Origin of the sequence: Sphingopyxis sp. P8 (genome assembly GCF_020622175.1) — a bacterium.
Classification (GTDB): domain Bacteria; phylum Pseudomonadota; class Alphaproteobacteria; order Sphingomonadales; family Sphingomonadaceae; genus Sphingopyxis; species Sphingopyxis jiangsuensis.
This window is the reverse complement of record NZ_JACNMK010000001.1, coordinates 500,830-517,952: the sequence shown is the minus strand read 5'-3', so window position 1 is coordinate 517,952 and position 17,123 is coordinate 500,830. Positions and strand designations below refer to the sequence as shown.

The 17,123-nt window shown below is 65.1% G+C and carries 15 protein-coding genes; 9 read left to right on the top strand and 6 right to left on the bottom strand.

The window, feature by feature from the left end; genetic code table 11:
* Positions 1-18: 18 nt before the first annotated feature.
* On the bottom strand, positions 19-1,212 hold the full coding sequence (locus H7692_RS02570) for a type III PLP-dependent enzyme (protein WP_222136054.1): 1,194 nt from the start codon (positions 1,210-1,212) through the stop codon (positions 19-21).
* Positions 1,213-1,431: 219 nt separating this feature from the next.
* Here H7692_RS02570 and H7692_RS02565 point away from each other — a divergent pair, with 219 nt between their 5' ends.
* Positions 1,432-3,090 (top strand): FAD-dependent oxidoreductase, encoded by a 1,659-nt coding sequence (locus H7692_RS02565; RefSeq protein ID WP_222136055.1) that lies wholly within the window; start codon positions 1,432-1,434, stop codon positions 3,088-3,090.
* A 51-nt stretch (positions 3,091-3,141) separates the two neighbouring features.
* Here H7692_RS02565 and H7692_RS02560 read toward each other — a convergent pair whose 3' ends face one another.
* Entirely contained in the window at positions 3,142-4,314 is a 1,173-nt protein-coding gene (locus H7692_RS02560) for a carboxynorspermidine decarboxylase (protein WP_222136056.1), read from the bottom strand.
* Positions 4,315-4,316: 2 nt separating this feature from the next.
* Positions 4,317-5,525 (bottom strand): saccharopine dehydrogenase family protein, encoded by a 1,209-nt coding sequence (locus H7692_RS02555; RefSeq protein WP_222136057.1) that lies wholly within the window; start codon positions 5,523-5,525, stop codon positions 4,317-4,319.
* A 64-nt stretch (positions 5,526-5,589) separates the two neighbouring features.
* Between H7692_RS02555 and H7692_RS02550 the strand changes: the two genes are divergently transcribed.
* The 4 genes from H7692_RS02550 to H7692_RS02535 all read left to right on the top strand — a co-directional run bounded on the left by H7692_RS02550 (position 5,590) and on the right by H7692_RS02535 (position 9,048).
* Entirely contained in the window at positions 5,590-6,582 is a 993-nt protein-coding gene (locus tag H7692_RS02550; protein WP_222136058.1) for a threonine/serine dehydratase, read from the top strand.
* A 53-nt stretch (positions 6,583-6,635) separates the two neighbouring features.
* Positions 6,636-7,055 (top strand): hypothetical protein, encoded by a 420-nt coding sequence (locus tag H7692_RS02545; protein ID WP_201925623.1) that lies wholly within the window; start codon positions 6,636-6,638, stop codon positions 7,053-7,055.
* 191 nt (positions 7,056-7,246) lie between these two features.
* Complete coding sequence (locus H7692_RS02540; RefSeq protein ID WP_390881104.1) at positions 7,247-8,398, top strand: DUF3419 family protein; 1,152 nt, start codon at positions 7,247-7,249, stop codon at positions 8,396-8,398.
* A gap of 26 nt (positions 8,399-8,424) precedes the next feature.
* Entirely contained in the window at positions 8,425-9,048 is a 624-nt protein-coding gene (locus H7692_RS02535) for a class I SAM-dependent methyltransferase (protein ID WP_222136389.1), read from the top strand.
* Here the strand turns inward: H7692_RS02535 and H7692_RS02530 are convergent.
* From H7692_RS02530 to murI, 3 genes are all read right to left on the bottom strand, one after another.
* A complete protein-coding gene (locus H7692_RS02530) occupies positions 9,045-10,199 on the bottom strand; it encodes an endonuclease/exonuclease/phosphatase family protein (protein ID WP_222136059.1) in 1,155 nt (384 codons plus the stop codon). The genes H7692_RS02535 and H7692_RS02530 overlap by 4 nt on opposite strands.
* A 105-nt stretch (positions 10,200-10,304) precedes the next feature.
* Positions 10,305-11,525, bottom strand: coding sequence for a 5-aminolevulinate synthase (gene hemA, locus H7692_RS02525; RefSeq protein WP_201925617.1), 1,221 nt, complete (start codon positions 11,523-11,525; stop codon positions 10,305-10,307).
* A 144-nt stretch (positions 11,526-11,669) separates the two neighbouring features.
* On the bottom strand, positions 11,670-12,476 hold the full coding sequence (gene murI / locus H7692_RS02520; protein ID WP_222136060.1) for a glutamate racemase: 807 nt from the start codon (positions 12,474-12,476) through the stop codon (positions 11,670-11,672).
* A gap of 153 nt (positions 12,477-12,629) precedes the next feature.
* On the opposite strand from murI, the gene plsY reads away from it, so the two are divergent.
* From plsY to H7692_RS02500, 4 genes are all read left to right on the top strand, one after another.
* A complete protein-coding gene (gene plsY, locus H7692_RS02515; RefSeq protein ID WP_201925613.1) occupies positions 12,630-13,235 on the top strand; it encodes a glycerol-3-phosphate 1-O-acyltransferase PlsY in 606 nt (201 codons plus the stop codon).
* Positions 13,232-14,317 carry a DNA-processing protein DprA gene (dprA, locus tag H7692_RS02510; RefSeq protein ID WP_227339726.1) on the top strand — a complete coding sequence of 362 codons (1,086 nt, stop codon included), beginning with the start codon at positions 13,232-13,234 and terminating at the stop codon, positions 14,315-14,317. The genes plsY and dprA overlap by 4 nt, the downstream gene beginning before the upstream one ends.
* 81 nt (positions 14,318-14,398) lie before the next feature.
* Positions 14,399-15,958, top strand: a complete 1,560-nt coding sequence (locus tag H7692_RS02505; protein ID WP_227339725.1) for a vWA domain-containing protein — start codon at positions 14,399-14,401, stop codon at positions 15,956-15,958.
* A 111-nt stretch (positions 15,959-16,069) separates the two neighbouring features.
* Positions 16,070-17,065 carry a hypothetical protein gene (locus H7692_RS02500; protein WP_227339724.1) on the top strand — a complete coding sequence of 332 codons (996 nt, stop codon included), beginning with the start codon at positions 16,070-16,072 and terminating at the stop codon, positions 17,063-17,065.
* Positions 17,066-17,123 lie beyond the last annotated feature (58 nt).

Below are 17,123 nucleotides of genomic sequence, written 5' to 3'. Positions count from 1 at the left end.
CGCCCCGGCCGATGCCGGTCAGAACAGCTTGGTCACCGTCGCGCTGCGGCGTTCCTGTTCGACTTCACCCGTGTAGAGGCTCGCCATCGGCTCGTCGCTGACGACATGCGTCTCGTCGGCGCCAAAGCCGTTGAACTTGGTCCGCATCGCGCAGCCATAGGCGCCGAGCATCCCGATCTCGATAAAATCGCCCGCCTTGATGTCGGCGGGCAGGAAGAAGGGCCCGGCCATATGGTCGAGATCGTCGCACGTCGGGCCGTAAAAGCTGAACGGTACTAGCTCCGCACCGCTTTCGGCATCAGATTGCAGCGCAACCGGGAAACGCCAACCCACATGCGCGGCGTCAAACAGTGCGCCATAGGCCCCGTCGTTGATATATAGTTCGTTGTCGCGGCGCTTTTCAACGCGGACGATCAGCGAGCTGTACTCGGCCGACAGCGCGCGGCCGGGCTCGCACCACAGCTCGGCCGAATAGCTGATCGGCAGGCTTTCGAAGCTGCGGTGGATGGTGTCGAAATAGGCGTCGAGCGGCGGGGGCTCCATGCCCGGATAGGAGGATGGAAAACCGCCCCCGACATCGACGATATCGACGGTGACCGATGCGCCGACGATTGCCGCGCGCACGCGCTCCATCGCCTGCGCATAGGCGTGGGGCGTCATCGCCTGGCTGCCGACATGGAAACAGATGCCGAGCGCGTCGGCGGCCTGCCGCGTTGCCATGAGCAGTTCGGCCACGTCTTCGGGCTCGGCGCCGAACTTGGCGGCGAGGCTGAGCTTCGAATGGTCGGACGAGACGCGCAGGCGGACGAGCAGGTTCAGATCCTGCGCGCCTTCGGTGGCGCGGACGATCTTTTCGAGCTCTTCCATCGTGTCGAGCGAGAAGGTGCGGACACCATGCTTCCAATAGGCTTCGGAGATTGCCTCCTCGGCTTTCACCGGGTGCATGAAGCAAAGCGTCGCTTGCGGCAGCGTGCGGGCGACCAGCCGAACCTCGGCGATCGAGGCAACGTCATAATGAGTGACACCCGAATCCCACAGCACGCGCAAGAGGTCGGCGGACGGATTCGCCTTGACCGCATACATGGTGGTGCCGGGAAAACGCTCGATGAAGAAACGCGCTGCGCGCCGCGCCGCGTGCGGGCGGACAAGCGTAACAGGTTCGACCGGCGAAAGTGCCTGAATCAGCCCGTGGGCGCTATGATGCTGGTGCAATGCAAGGGACCCCCAAAATGAAACGGTAAACGACAAGGCTGCCTTGCGGTTATTGGAAGTCCCCCTGGGGCAGCGGAGGGCGCATATATGGCGGGGGGTCCTGTCTGTAAAGACCCCGAACGAAGGTTTCTGTTCCATGCGATGTCAAATTAGGCCAATCGTAGCGTGCGAGATATTGCGGTCGAAAATGGTCGCGACCGTCAATCGGGACAGCAACGCATGACAGCTCCGGCCGACGTAAATCATACATTTTCGGACAGCGAGCTCGTCGAGCTTTGCGCGTTCGGTTCGATCGAATCCTATCGTCAGGGCGATCTGATTCTGGCCGAAGGAACGATGGCGCCCGACTGCATCGTCACATTGTCGGGGCACACGGACATTTTCGCGACGACCGACGAGGGCCCGATTCGCGTCGGCTGGATGGAGCGCGGCCAGTTCGCCGGCGATCTGTCGGTGCTGACCGGACAGCGCCATCTGTCGCGCATCGAGATGGGTGCCGACGGCGAAATCCTGCGGATTGCGTATCCAGAGTTCCAGCGGCTGATCGCGGGCAACTCGCATTATTCGGATATTTTTGTCCGTGTTCTCTCGGCGCGGCGCGAATTCAGCAAGACGCGCGGCTTTGCGGTGACGATCGTGATCGGCGCAGCGATGGATCGCAGCGTCTATGCACTGCGCGACCTGCTGCAAAAGCATGGGGTGGCGCACCGCTGGTTCGACCCCGACGAAGGGCCGGTAGCGGCACATCTGCTTGCCGAACGCGGGATCGACGAGACGCAGCTGCCGGTCGTGATTCTTGGCGCTGCCGATGTTTTGATCCAGCCGACCCCCGAACAGCTTGCGGCGAGTCTGGGACTCGATCTGCTCCCTGACGGCGCAACCGCCGATGTCGTCGTTGTCGGCAGCGGTCCGGGCGGGCTCGCCGCCGCGGTCTATGCGGCGTCGGAGGGACTCGACGTCATCGCGATCGACGCGCTCGCGCCCGGCGGTCAGGCGGGAACCTCGTCGAAGATCGAAAATTACCTCGGCTTCCCGACCGGCATATCGGGCAACGAGCTCGCGCGGCGCGCGACGGTGCAGGCGCAGAAATTCGGTGCGCGGCTGGTTGCGCCGGTGCGCGCGGCGGCGATCGAGCGCGACGGCGACGCCTATTGCCTGACGCTCGCCGACGGGCGCAAACTGCGGTCGCGCGCCGCCGTCATCGCGAGCGGCGCGCAATATCAGCGCCTGCCGATCGAAGGCATCGAAGCCTATGAGGGGCGCGGCATCTATTATGGCGCGACGCCGATGGAGGCGCAGCTGTGCGGCAATGCCGAAGTCACCGTCGTCGGTTCGGGCAATTCGGCGGGGCAGGGCGCGATCTATCTCGCGAGCGTGGCGAAGAAGGTCCATGTGATTTTCCGCCGCCGGTCGCTGCGCGAGACGATGTCGGAATATCTGGTCAAGCGGCTGGAGGAACATCCCAATATCGAAATTGTCCCGACGACCGATGTCATCGCGCTGCACGGCGAGGACCGGCTGGCGGGGCTCACCTATCGCTGCCGCGAAACGGGCGACGAAGGCCATTGCGATTGCGGCTTCCTGTTCCTGTTCCTTGGCGCGAGCCCGAACACCGGCTGGCTGCCGAAGGAAATGGTGTGCGACGATCGCGGCTTTGTGAAGACGGGCGCCGATATCGCGCCGATCGAGCTGGTGCGCGCGGGCTGGTCACTCGACCGCATGCCCGCACGTTACGAGACGAGCTGGCCGCGCATCTATGCCGTGGGCGATGTCCGCAAGGGCTCGGTCAAGCGGGTCGCGTCGTCGGTGGGCGAGGGGTCGGTCGTCGTCAGCGACATACACGCAGCGCTGGCGGAGATAGTGCCCGCCGCTGTCTAGCGTCCTGACCCTAACCGTCATCCCGGCTTTCGCGGGGTTGACGGAAACAAATCAGCTCAGCCGCGTCTTGAAGTCCTCGTAACCGAATTCGCGGATCAGCTCGAGTTCGTCGGTTTCGCTGTCCCATAGCCAGATCGACGGCAGCGGAACGCCGTTGAAGCTGTTCGTTTTGACCATCGAATAATGCGCCTGGTCGAGAAAGGCGAAGCGCTGGCCGACGCGCGCGCCGCCGGGGAGGCGGTAGTCACCGATCACGTCGCCCGCTAGGCACGACGGCCCCCCGAGGCGCACCGTCGCGCCGCCGCTTTCTTCGCCGAGCATTGCGGGGCGATAGGGCGCCTCGATCACGTCGGGCATGTGGCAGGTCGCCGAAATGTCGGTGATGCCGATCGGCATGCCATTGTCGAAGAGGTCGAGGATTTCGCCAACGAGAATCCCCGCGTCGAGCGCGACCGCTTCGCCCGGCTCGATCATCACCTCGCAGCCCGTCGCAACGCGGATCATCTTCAAAAAGGCAATCAGGTCGTCGATCTGGTAATCGGCGCGCGTTACATGATGACCGCCGCCGAAATTGATCCATTTGAGCTGACCGAAAAAGGGGCGCAGCACGGGCTCGACCGCCGCCCAAGTCCGGGCGAGCGGGGGGAAATCCTGTTCGCACAGGCTGTGCATATGGATGCCGTCAACGCCTTCCAGATGCTCGGGAAGCAACTGGGTGACGGGAAAGCCGAGGCGGCTGCACGGCGCCGCGGGATCATATTTCGCGACCTCGCCTTCGCTGTGCATCGGGTTGATCCGCAGGCCCACGTCAAAGCGCTCGCCCGCGCCGCGAAGCTCGTCGAGCAGCGGACGAAACCGCTGGAGCTGCCCCGGCGAATTGAAGATCAGATGGTCCGAAAGCCGCGCGATTTCCGGCAGGTCTTCGGCCTTGTAACCCGCGCAATAGGTGGCGACTTCCCCGCCATATTCTTCGCGGCCGAGACGCGCTTCGAAAAGCCCCGACGCGCAGACGCCGTCGAGCACGCCCGCAACGGTGGGGCCGAGCGACCACATCGAAAAGGCCTTGAGCGCCGCGAGCACGCGCGCGCCCGACGCATCGCCGATCCCGCGCAGCACCGAAAGATTCGCGCGCACCTTCGCCGCATCGACGACAAAAGCGGGCGAGGGGACACGGGCGAGGTCAAAGCGGGCGAAGGCTCCGGGATCGCCGGCACGGGTTTCCATCGTCAGAAATCCAGCGGCGCGTCGAGTTCCTTCACCTGCCACGGCAGGCCGTGCTTCATCAGCATGTCCATGAAGGGATCGGGGTCCATCTGCTCCATGTTGAACACGCCGTCGCCGCTCCAGGTGCCGCTGACCATCATCGCCGCGCCGATCATCGCGGGGACGCCGGTGGTGTAGCTGACCGCCTGGTTGCCCGTTTCGGCATAGGCGTCCTCATGGTCGCAGATGTTGTAGAGGTAGAGGGTCTTTTCCTTGCCGTCCTTGCCGAGGCCGGTCGCGATGACGCCGATGTTGGTCTTGCCCTTGGTCGTCTCGCCGAGGCTCGACGGTTCGGGGAGGACGGCCTTCAGGAATTGCAGCGGGATGATTTCCTTGCCCTCGTAGATCACGGGGTCGATGCGCGTCATGCCGACATTCTGCAGCACGGTGAGGTGTTGGATATAGGCATCGCCAAAGGTCATCCAGAAGCGGATGCGCTTGATTTCGGGCAGGTGCGTTTTCAGGCTTTCGATTTCCTCATGATACATGAGGTACATATTCTTTGGCCCGACTTCCTCGAAGTCGAACTGCTGCTTGACCGACATCGGCGGGGTTTCGACCCACTCGCCATTCTCCCAGTGACGCGCGACCGCGGTGACTTCGCGGATGTTGATCTCGGGGTTGAAGTTGGTCGCGAAATGCTGGCCGTGATCGCCGCCGTTGCAATCGAGGATGTCGAGCGTATCGATGCGCTCGAAGTGATGCTTTTTGAGCCAGGTGGTGAAGACGCTGGTGACGCCGGGGTCGAAACCCGAACCGAGCAGCGCCATCAGTCCCGCCTCCTTGAAGCGGTCGTAATAGTCCCATTGCCAATGATATTCGAACTTCGCCTCGTCGCGCGGTTCGTAATTGGCGGTGTCGAGATAGTGCGCGCCGGTCGACAGGCACGCCTCCATGATCGTCAGATCCTGATAGGGCAGCGCGAGATTGACGACGTGTGTCGCGCCGATCGATCGGATCAGCGCGGCGGTCGCGTCGATATGGTCGGCATCGACCTCGGCGGTCTTGATCGTGACGCCGGTGCGCGCCTTCACCGACTCGGAGATCGCGTCGCATTTGAACTTGCGGCGGCTGGCCAGCGTGATGTCGGGAAAGATGTCGGCGTTCATCGCCATCTTGTGAACCGCAACCGAGCCGACGCCGCCCGCGCCGATCACCAGAACCTTGCTCATCGAAAATCTCCTGTCGCGGCGCGTCGCCGCTTGTCTTCTATGCCGCGCCCTATAGGACGAAGCCATGACACAGCAAAGCCCCGATCCCCTGCTTCGTTCCGACCGTGCGCCGAGCCTTGCCGGTATCGAACGCGCGGCGGAGAAGGTCGCTGCATTGCTTCCGCAAACGCCGCTGCTGCCGATCGAGGTCGATGGCGCGACGATCTGGTGCAAGGCCGAATGCCTGCAGCCCGTCGGCGCGTTCAAGATCCGCGGCGCGTGGCACCGGCTGACCGACCTGACCGATGAGCAGCGCGCGGCGGGCGTCGTCGGCGTTTCGAGCGGCAACCACGCGCAGGGCGTTGCCTGGGCGGCGCGGCGGCTGGGCATCAAGGCGACGATCGTCATGCCGAGCAACGCGCCCGCGTTGAAGCTCGCCGCGACGCGCAAGCTGGGTGCCGAGGTGGTGCTGTACGACCGCGTCACCGAGTCGCGCGACGCGGTGGCGGCGAAGCTGATCGCGGAGAGCGGCAGGACGCTGGTACACGCCTATGGCGATCCGTGGATCATCGAGGGGCAGGGGACTGCCGGGATCGAGGCGCGCGCGCAGCTTGTGGAACGTGGGATAGAGGGCCCCGACAAGGTCGTCGCCTGTTGCGGCGGCGGCGGGTTGACCTCCGGCCTCGCGCTCGCGCTTCCCGACGCCGAAATCGTCGCGGTCGAACCCGAGGGGTGGGACGATGTCACGCGCAGCCTTGCCGCTGGCGAAATCCTGGCGGTCGAAGACCTGGCCTATCCGACCGAATGCGATGCGCTGCAGACGCCAGCGACCTATCCGATCAATTTCGCGGTGATGCAGGCGCGCGGCGTGCGCGGAGTCGTCGTCACCCGCGAAGAGGTGCGCGACGCAATCCGCCTCGCCTTCGAGCGGCTGCATCTGGTGCTCGAACCTGGCGGCGCAGCAGCATTGGCGGCCGTGATCGCGGGCAAGGTTGCGCCGGGCAAGGCAACGCTCGTCACCCTGTCGGGGGGCAATGTCGACCCGCAGAAATATGCGGAGATATTGGCAGGCTATTGAATACTCGGCCAATGTCTGGTTCGATGCGGTGTATCAACCGGAGGAGAGTTGCCATGCGAATGCGTTCGATACTGTTCGGTGCGACGGCGGCGATGCTGCTGACAGGTTGCGAAAAGGCCGATGCTCCTGCGCCCGACGACACCGATGCGGCGCCGGTCGAAGCGGCGGAGTCCGACGCGTCGGCTGCACCGCACCAATATGCGGACTGGGCAGGGCAGTGGACGGGTGTCGAGGGCATGTATGTCACGATCACGCCGAGCGAGCCGGGGCGCTATTCGCTGGAGATGCAATCGGACCTCGATACCAAGGGCACCTATGAAGGCCGCGACGGCGCAACCGGCATCGAATTCGAACGCGGCGGCGAGACGCTGAGCCTGACTGCTTCCGATGGCGATGCCACGGGCCTCAAACATCTGGCCGGGAAGAAAGACTGTCTGACCGTCAAGACGGGCGAAGGTTATTGCCGCGATTGAGCTTTCGGGCGCGGTGACCGAAAAGGCGGCTTTGTCGCCGTTTTGTCACTGAAACGACGCGGGAATCGCAAATTAGGCTGGCATGCGCGGCCCCGGAAACATTTGTCCGGGATATTTCGTTCATGGCCAGCCTGCCCAATCGCAAGATCGCCGCCGCCGTCGTCCGCGAGGATGCGGCGCACAGGCAACGCCTGCTCGACCGCGCGTTCGCGCTCGCCTTCAAGGGGCTCGTCTATGCGCAGATATGGGAAGATCCGGTCGTCGATATGGAGGCGCTCGCGATCGCGCCGGGGCATCGCGTCGCGACGATTGCGAGCGGCGGTTGCAACGTCTTTTCCTATCTGACCGACGATCCGGCCGAGATTGTCGCGGTTGACCTCAACACCGCGCATGTCGCGCTGAACAATCTGAAACGCGTCGCGATCCTGCACCTGCCCGATTACGCGCATTTCCGCCGCTTTTTTGCCGACGCCGACGATGCGGCGAATATCGCCGACTACCGCACATTCGTCGCGCCGCACCTCGACGAGACGAGTCGGCGCTATTGGGAAGGACGCGACCTTGTCGGGCGGCGACGCATCAACGGCTTCGCGCGCGGCCTTTACAAGCGGGGCCTGCTCGGCGGCTTTATCGGTCTGGCCCATCTGGTCGCGCGCCTGCACCGGATCGATCTGGGCGAATTCCTCGCCGCGAAAACGGTCGAGGAACAGCGCGCAATTTTTGACTCGAAGTTCGCACCCTTCTTCGACCGCAAGCTGATCCGCTGGATCACCGACCAACGCTCGTCGCTCTTTGGGCTCGGCATCCCTCCGGCGCAATATGACGCGTTGGCGGACGGCAAGCCGATGGCCGATGTGTTGCGCGCGCGGCTCGAAAAGCTGGCGTGCGACTTCCCGCTCGACGACAATTATTTCGCGTGGCAGGCGTTCGGGCGCGGCTATGGCAAGGGCGTCGCCGCACCGCTGCCCCCTTATCTGCAAGAGGTGAATTACGCGGCCGTAAAGGCGCGCGCCGAGCGCGTCACGATGCTCCACGCCAATATGACCGACATGCTGGCGGCATCGGATGCGGCGAGTTTCGACCGCTATGTCTTTCTCGACGCGCAGGACTGGATGAGCGACGCCCAGCTCGCGGCGCTGTGGGCCGAAGTGACGCGGACGGCGCGGGCCGGCGCCCGCGTCCTGTTCCGTACAGCCGCCGAGCCTAGCCTGCTTCCGGGCCGCCTGCCCGATGCGCTGCTCGATCGCTGGGAGTATCGCGCCGAAGAATCGCGGGACTACACGCGCCGCGATCGCTCGGCCATTTATGGCGGCGTCCACCTTTATACTCTCAAGGCGGATTGATCGTGGCGGGGGGGCATGGCGAGCTGATGGACCGCGTCTATCGGACGCAGCGGCATGTCTATGACATCAGCCGCAAATATTATCTGCTCGGACGCGACGGGCTGATCGCTGATCTGGCGCCGCCGCCGGGGGGAGCGGTCCTCGAAATAGGGTGCGGGACAGGGCGCAATCTCGTGGCAGCAGCGAAGGCATGGCCTGACGCGCGATTTTTCGGCGTCGACATCTCCGAAGCGATGCTCGAAACCGCGCGCGCAGCGATCCGAAAGGCCGGGCTATCGGACCGTGTGGTCGTCGTCGCTGCCGACGCCTGCGACTTCGCCGCCGCCGAATTGTTCGGTCGGTCGACATTCGATCGCATATTCATCAGCTATGCGCTTTCGATGATTCCCGACTGGCAGGGCGCGCTGGTCGCGGCCGCGCGGCATGTCGCGCCGGGCGGGCGGCTCGAGGTCGTCGACTTCGGTCAGCAGGAGGGCTTGCCGCCACTGTGGAAACGGGCGCTGTTCGGCTGGCTTGCGCAGTTCCACGTCGCCCCGCGCGCCGACCTCGGCCCGTTGATGGCGGGTCTGGCAAAGGAAACGGGCGGCGCGGGTTATTGCCGCAGCCTCTATCGCGGATATGCGCTGCGCTGCGGCCTGGCGCGGAGCTAGCCCGCAGCAATGTCGGTCAGATAATCCTCCGAAAAGTCGGTGCGTATCTCGCACCACAGCAGCTTATGGTCGGACATCTGGTTTCGCCGGAATGTCGCCTTGAAATAGTTGATCTGCTGATCCCGGGTGCGCGGGCGCTTCTTGCTGTCGAGCTTGAATCGTTCGGGCTTCACATGGTCGACATAATGACCGGCGTCGGCGTCGCGATAGACGTGCGCCAGCATGTCGAACACGCCCGACCGGATCACCTGAAACCCCGGGTGCGCGGACTTGAACGCGATCTGGTCATAATGATGACTGTTGCCGAGGTTCGTGGTGTGGAGCTTGGTCGGAATTTCGAACCCCGCGTCGCTCAGCGCCTGCATCGTTTCGTGCGTGGGCGAGACGATATTGAAGTCGCCGAGCAATATATAGCTATAGTCGCGCGCGGCGTCCTGCGGCTCGGTCCAGCCATCCTCCTTGGCGCGCTTGACCGCGGCCTTCATCTCGGCAGCCTGGCGATCCGACAGAAAGCCCGCGATCTTGGCGATTTCGTCGCGGCGGTGTTTCAGGTCTGGCGGGTTCTTGTCGTCACCATAGTGAATATGGACGGTACAGAGCTTGAACTTGAACCAGCTCGACCGGAAGGCGACCGAAAAGGGGGTTCGCGCGAACTGCACCTTGCGCGTGGCGCCATCGGCGCCGGGCGCCGCGATCTCCTGCCCCTCCGGAAGCACGATTTCGCCGGTTTCCTTGCAGAACACGACCTTCGAGCGGCGATAGAGGAAGGCGAGGCGTTCGTTGTTTCCGGCATCAGTGCGCTCGCCATGCCCGCCGGCAGCGTCGGTGACCAGATAGTCCCAGTCCGACCCGAGATGCTTTTCGAGCAGCGTTTCGAGCGCCGTCAAATCGCGGTTGACCTCCTGGATCGCGACGAGGTCGAAATGATCAATGATCTCAGCGATATAGAGCATCGATTCCGGCCGTCGGCGATAGCCGCCGCCATTGCCGAAATGCATGATATTCCAGGTCGCAAGGCGCAGGCTGTGCGGCGCGGTCGTGTCGGTCACTTCGGCGCGCAGCGCGGCTTTCAGGGCAATCAGCCGCTCGGCAACATGTTTCTGGTGGACGGGGTCGTCGAATTGCCAACGCAGCGAATGGATCATCGTCATGGCCGTCTCCTGCATTGCGGACAGCCATGAAGGGCGACCGCAGCCGATGGTTCGATGCGATCCCCGAAGATGTGGCCGGTTTCCCCGGTCCGATTATGCTATTTGTTATGCCGCCTTGAGCAGCCGAATCTCGAGCCGGTCCCAGATTTCGACGAGCGCTGCCGTGAGGTCGCGCATCATCGCTTCGTTGTGCGCCGGACCCGGCGTGAAGCGCAGGCGTTCGGTGCCGCGCGGCACGGTCGGGAAATTGATCGGCTGCACATAGACGCCATATTCGGCGAGCAATATGTCGCTGATCTTCTTGGCGCGCACCGGATCGCCGACCATCAGCGGGACGATGTGCGTCGTCGAGTCCATGACCGGCAGGCCCGCGTCGCGGAAGCTCTGTTTGAGGAAGGCCGCGGCCGCCTGTTGCGCGTCGCGCTCGGCGCTCGACTCTTTCAGATGGCGCACGCTCGCGAGCACGCCCGCGACGAGCACCGGCGACAGGCTGGTCGTGAAGATGAAGCCCGGCGCGTAAGAGCGGATCACGTCGATGATATTCTTCTCGGCAGCGATATAGCCGCCCATTACGCCGAACGCCTTGCCAAGCGTGCCTTCGATGATCGTCACGCGGTGCGCCGCCTCGTCGCGGTCGGTGATACCGCCGCCGCGCGGGCCGTACATGCCGACCGCATGGACCTCGTCGCAATAGGTGAGCGCGTTATACTTGTCGGCAAGGTCGCAGATCGCGTGGATCGGCGCGACGTCGCCGTCCATCGAATAGACGCTTTCGAACGCGATGACCTTTGCTGCCTCGGGATCGTCGGCGGCGAGCATCTCTTCGAGATGATCGAGGTCATTGTGGCGCCACACGCGCTTTTCGCAGCCTGAATTGCGGATACCCGCAATCATCGATGCATGGTTGAGCTCGTCCGAATAGATGATGCAGTTCGGCAGCAGCTTGCCGAGCGTGCCGAGCGTCGCCTCGTTCGAGATATAGCCCGAGGTGAAGAGCAGCGCGCCTTCCTTGCCGTGAAGGTCGGCAAGCTCATGTTCGAGGTCGATGTGATAATGCGTGTTGCCGCCGATATTGCGCGTACCGCCCGAACCCGCGCCGACGTCGTGCAGCGCCTCTTCCATCGCGGCGACGACCTTCGGATGCTGGCCCATTGCGAGATAATCGTTCGAGCACCAGACGGTGATCGGCTTCGGCCCGTTGTGGCCCGCAAAGCAGCGCGCATTGGGATAGGCGCCCTTGTTGCGCAGGATATCGATGAAGACGCGGTAGCGGCCTTCCTCGTGCAGCCGGTCGATGGCGCGTGCGAAAATATCGTCGTAGTTCACGTGTCAGCCCCGCAGTCAGGTGCTCATTCAAGCGTATCGGCCGCACCCGCAGGCGGCTTTATTCCGTGCCGCAATAACGGCAGAGCGCCGCGAAGGCCAGTGCGAACGATTCGCAATTTCTGCCGAATCCCACTCGAAAGACGATCAAATCGTCTCGATCCGGTCGATTCCAAACGGAAGGAGCGCGGTGAGCGGAGGTGGGGGGCGTTCGGGGCTGGCGGTGAAGACGGCCAGCCCCGATGGCGCCTCCGCCGGCCAATCCTGTCCTTCGGTCAGGTGCGCAATGCGGCGCGCGATCCCGTCGGCTCCGTCGATAAACTGCACGTCCGGACCGGCGGCGGCCTCTAACTCGTCGGCAAGCAGCGGGAAATGCGTGCAGGCGAGGACGATCACGTCGAGTGCGCCGCCGCGCGGCTGGTCGCGAAGGCCCGAAATTGCGCGCGCGATGACAGCGGGGTCGACCGGCTCGCCGCGCAGCTTCGCCTCGGCTGCGGTGACGAGGCCGGGGCTGCCGTGGCGCAGCACCGTCTTGTCGGCGGCGAAGCGCGCGCTCAAATCGTCGACATAGGGCTGGCGCACGGTCGCGACGGTGCCCAGCACGCCGATAACGCCGCTTTGGGTGAGCAAGGCGGCGGGCTTGATCGCGGGGACGGTGCCGACGATCGGAACGTCGAGCGCGGCGCGGACATGCGCGAGCGCAATTGTCGAGGCGGTGTTGCAGGCGATGACAACGATGCGCGGCTGGTAACGCTCGACGAGGCGGCCGAGCAGCGCGGGAACGCGCGCGGCGAGTTCGGCCTCGCTCTTCTCGCCATAGGGAAGCCCGGCATAGTCGGCGGCGTAGACGACAGGCGCACGGGGCAGCAGCGCGCGCGTCGGACCGAGCACGGTCAGGCCGCCGAGGCCGCTGTCGAAGAAAAGGATCGGGGCGTCAGGAGCGGGCGGCTGCATGGTCGTCGCCTAGCAGGGAGCAATGCAGGGCTCAATTGTCCAACATCCTTGATGGCGAACAAGCTATGTCCATTTCGGCAATCAACGATCGCCGAAGCCGTTGATTGATTTGTCCAACGCCGCCAAAAGGAAGCCGAGGGAGCCGGGAGTGCCATGACCGCCTATCTATTGATCGTCGCAGGCTATTTGCTCGGTTCGATCCCGTTCGGGGTGATATTGACGCGTGCCTTCGGCGCCGGCGACCTGCGCCAGATCGGGTCGGGCAATATCGGAGCGACCAATGTGTTGCGTACCGGGCGCAAGGGGCTGGCGGCAGCGACGCTGATTCTCGACGGTGCGAAGGGCGCGGTCGCGGTGCTGCTTGCGCGCCAGTTCGCACCCGAGCTTGGCGAGCATGGCGCGATGATCGCGGGCGCGGCGGCGATGATCGGCCATTGCTATCCCGTCTGGCTGCGTTTCAGGGGCGGCAAGGGGGTCGCTACGCTGATCGGCCTTGCTCTCGCGCTCGCCTGGCCCATCGGGCTGGTTGCCGCGGCGGTGTGGCTTTTGACGGTGCTGCTGCTGCGTATCTCGTCGCTGGGCGGGATGATGGGCGCGATTGCGGCGCCGGTTGCAGCGCTGCTGCTGGGCTATTCCACCTATGCTGTCGGCCTGGCGGGGCTCGCGGTCATCCTGCTCTGGCGGCACCGCGAAAATATCGCGCGGCTGCGTGCGGGGACCGAACCGCGCGTCGGCGCGAAGAAGGACGGCGCCGCGTGACGCCAGCCGAGCGGCTGGAGCGGCTGCGCCTGATCCGCACGCCGCATGTCGGCCCGGTAAGCTGGCACCAGTTGATGCAGCGTTTCGGGTCGGGCGAGGCCGCGCTGGCCGCGCTCCCCGACCTCGTGCTGCGCGGCGGTGCCGGCAAGGCGCGCATCGCCCCCGCCGAGCTTGCCGAGCGTGAATATGCGCGCGCTGCCGAACTTGGCGCGCGGCATGTCTTCAGTGACGAAGACGACTATCCGCCGCTGCTGCGCGAGGTCGAGGGGGCGCCGCCGGTGCTGATTGTCCGCGGCCGCACCGATATGCTGCGCCGACCGTGCCTGGCGATCGTCGGCGCGCGCAACGCATCGGCGATCGCATGCCGGTTCGCGCGCCAGATCGCGAGCGAGCTTGCGGCACGCGACGTCACGGTGGTGAGCGGGCTTGCGCGCGGCGTCGATACGGCGGCGCATGTCGGCGCGCTCGGCGGAGCGACCGCAGCGGTGATCGCGAGCGGGCTCGACATCGCCTTTCCGCCCGAAAATGCCGAGCTGCAGGAAAAGATCGCCTGCGACCAGTTGCTCATTGCCGAACAGCCGCCGGGAACCGAACCGCTGGCGCGCCACTTCCCGGCGCGCAACCGCATCATCGCTGGCGTTGCGCACGGAACGCTCGTGATCGAGGCGGCGCCGAAATCGGGTTCGCTCATCACCGCGCGACGCGCGGGCGACTACGGGCGCGAGGTGATGGCGGTTCCCGGCTCGCCGCTCGACCCGCGCGCGCAGGGGTGCAATCTGCTGATCCGCGAAGGCGCGACGCTCGTCCAGACGGTCGACGATGTGCTCGAGGCGCTGGGGCCGATCGACGCGCGCATGGTGCGCGAGCCCGCACGGCCGTTCGTGGCGGTCGCACCGGCGCATGACGGCAATGTCGGCGACCGCGATGCGGTGGCGCAATTGCTCGGGCCAACGCCGGTCGCCGTCGATGAGCTTGTGCGCCAGTCGGGGAGGGCGGCCGCCGACGTCCAGCTGGTGCTGCTCGAACTCGAGCTGGCGGGGCGGGTCACGCGCCACGCGGGGGCGCGCGTGTCGCTGGCCTGACGGCAACCTCCCAATCGGTTCAGCGCGCGTTCACGGCGCCGGGAACAGGTTTGTGATACTGTATCACATTCGGGGAGGCTGATGATGCGAGCGAGATTCCTGACCGCGACGACGATATTCGCGCTTCTGGCGACGGGATCGGCGCCGCTACCGGCGCTGACAGCCGCCGCCGCAACGTCGAAACCCGCGCAGCCCTATTGCCGCAACGCGGGACCGCTGCCGCAGCTCGATCCCGAGGCCGAGCAGCAGCGACCCTACGCGTCCGACCGCCCGACCCCGCGCAAGAAGATCCGCGACGACCGCGCCGCGCCGCTCATGTCTCCGCCGCCGCCACCCCCGCCGCCACCCGCGCCGCCGCCCATGCCGGTGATGGAGAGCGCCGCGGATACGGGTTCGGTCGTGGCGACCGGATCGCGCATCGGCGAAGCTGCGGAGCCACCGCGGACCTCGGCGCGCGATGCGAGCGAAAGGGCCGCGAGCAGCATGCCGCCACATCGGCGCCCCTATCCGCGACCGCAGCCGCAATCGGGCATATTGACCGCGGGCGAGCATGACGATCTGCTCAACCCCGAGCTCTACGCCGCCTATGTGGGGCGCAGCGATCTGGGGCAGGATATTCGCGTCCTGCCGCGCGTCGACACGATGCGCGTCGTGACGGTGAAGGTGAACGACCGCAACGGCCAGCCGATCCCCTTTGCCGACGTCGTGGTGACGTGCAGCGACGGCAACAGCATCACGATGGCGACGCAGGCGGATGGCAGCGCGGTTTTCTTTCCCGGCCTCGACCGGCTGAGCGAGCGGATCACCGTTTCGGCGCGCAAGGCAGGGCGGCAGATCGCCGACGCGCGCCCCGTGCTCGTCGCCGATGCGCCGGGCGGACAGAGCATCGGGCTGACCGCGAACCAGATGGCGACCAAGGCGACGAAGCTTGACCTGATGCTCGTCATCGACACCACCGGCAGCATGGGCGACGAAATCCGCTACCTGCAGGCCGAGTTGCGCGCGATCATCGCGGCGATCAGCGAGAAGCACCGTAACCTCGACATCCGCACCGGCTTTGTCTTCTATCGCGATGCGGGCGACGAATATGTCACGCGTACGGTCGGTTTCGACCACGACGTCGGCAAGGTGCAGGGCACGCTGGCACGCCAGCATGCGACCGGGGGCGGCGATTATCCGGAGGCGATGGACCAGGCGTTGATCCGCGCGGTCGGACAGGATTGGCGTCCCGATGCGGTCAAATCGCTGCTGCTCGTCGCCGATGCGCCGCCGCATGACGACAAGTTCGGTCGCACCTGGGCGGCGGCTGAGGTCGCGCGCGCCAAGCGCATCCATATTACGCCGGTTGCAGCGTCGGGGGTTGCCGACAAGGCCGAATATGCGATGCGCGCGATGGCGGCGGCGACCCAGTCGCGTTACCTGTTCCTGACCGACGACAGCGGCGTCGGCAATCCGCACGCGCCGCCGGCGGTCGACTGCTATCTGGTGACGCGGCTCGACGCGCTCGTCCGGCGCGTCATTGACAGCCAGATCAGCGGCCGTCGGATCGAGCCCGACGAGCATGAGGTGATCCGCAGCGTCGGAAAATATGACGCGGGCAAGTGCGTCCTGCCGGCCGATTTCAAGTGGCAGCAAGGCTAAACGCCTGACTTTGGGTCATTGACTTGCCCCTGCATCTGGCCGATGCAGGGGCGGGGTCGCGTCTTGAGAACGCCCGCGCCGCTGATTGGCCGGGCGTCGGAGGACGATCCCATGAAAATTTTGCTGCCCGTAGTCGCCGCGCTGGCGATGCTGGCCTGTCCCGTCGCCGCCACCGCAGCCGACAAGGACCCCGTCAAGATCAGCGGAGCTTCCGCCGCCAAGGGCGTAACGACCGTCGCGGTTGGCGCCTTCAACGTCGGCTTTATTTTTGAATCGATCGACCAGACCAAGAAGACCGGCGGCCTGATGGGCGCGTTCGGCGGGACGACCAAGGCGCAGAGCGAACTCGTCGGCGTCACCCCCGAAATGATGCAGGCGATCACCGATGCGGCTTACGCCGATTTCGTGTCGCAACTTTCCGCCCAGGGGTACAGCGTCCAGCCCGCCGCCGACCTGTTCGGTCACGCGGCGATGGCCAGGGCCAAGTCGCAAAAGGTGCCGCTCGATATCAACATCGCGCTCGAAAAGGGAAGCAAGGGCAAGGCGACCTATTTCAAGCCGAGTGCGCTGCCGTCGCTGTTGATGATCCCCGGCGATTTTACCGGTTCGGGTATGAGCAGCATGGGCCTCAACATGTCGGCCGGGCAAGCGAGCATGGCGCTTTCCAACTATGCGCGGCAGGCGGGGGTCGGGGTGATCGACGTCGTCTATCTGATCGACTTTTCCGAACAGAAGCGGCCCGGCTTCTTCAGCTTTGGCGGCGGCATCAACGTCAACAGCGGGCTGTCGGTCGCGCCCGACTTTTCGCGCATGACGCTAATCGCGCCGAACGGCAAGCAATCAGTGATTACCGTCAAGGCGCCGGTCGGCGTCGAGGGCGATTTCATAGAGAAAAGCGACGCATCGACGGGAACCGAAAAGACGGTGCAGTCCGCCGCCAATGTCGCGGGCGGTTTCGCCGCGGCAGCGGGCATCGGCCTACCGCGCTTTGGCAAGACGCGCAAATTCGAGTTCGCCGCCAAGCCGGGGAATTATGAGGAAGGCGCGGCGAAGGCGGCGAGCCTTGCCAATGCGTTGTTGATCGGGCGGCTCGGCGCGCTGCGTTGATCCCGATTTGCGGGTGCCGACGACGCCGCTGAACGGGACCGCGCGGCATCCGCAATCG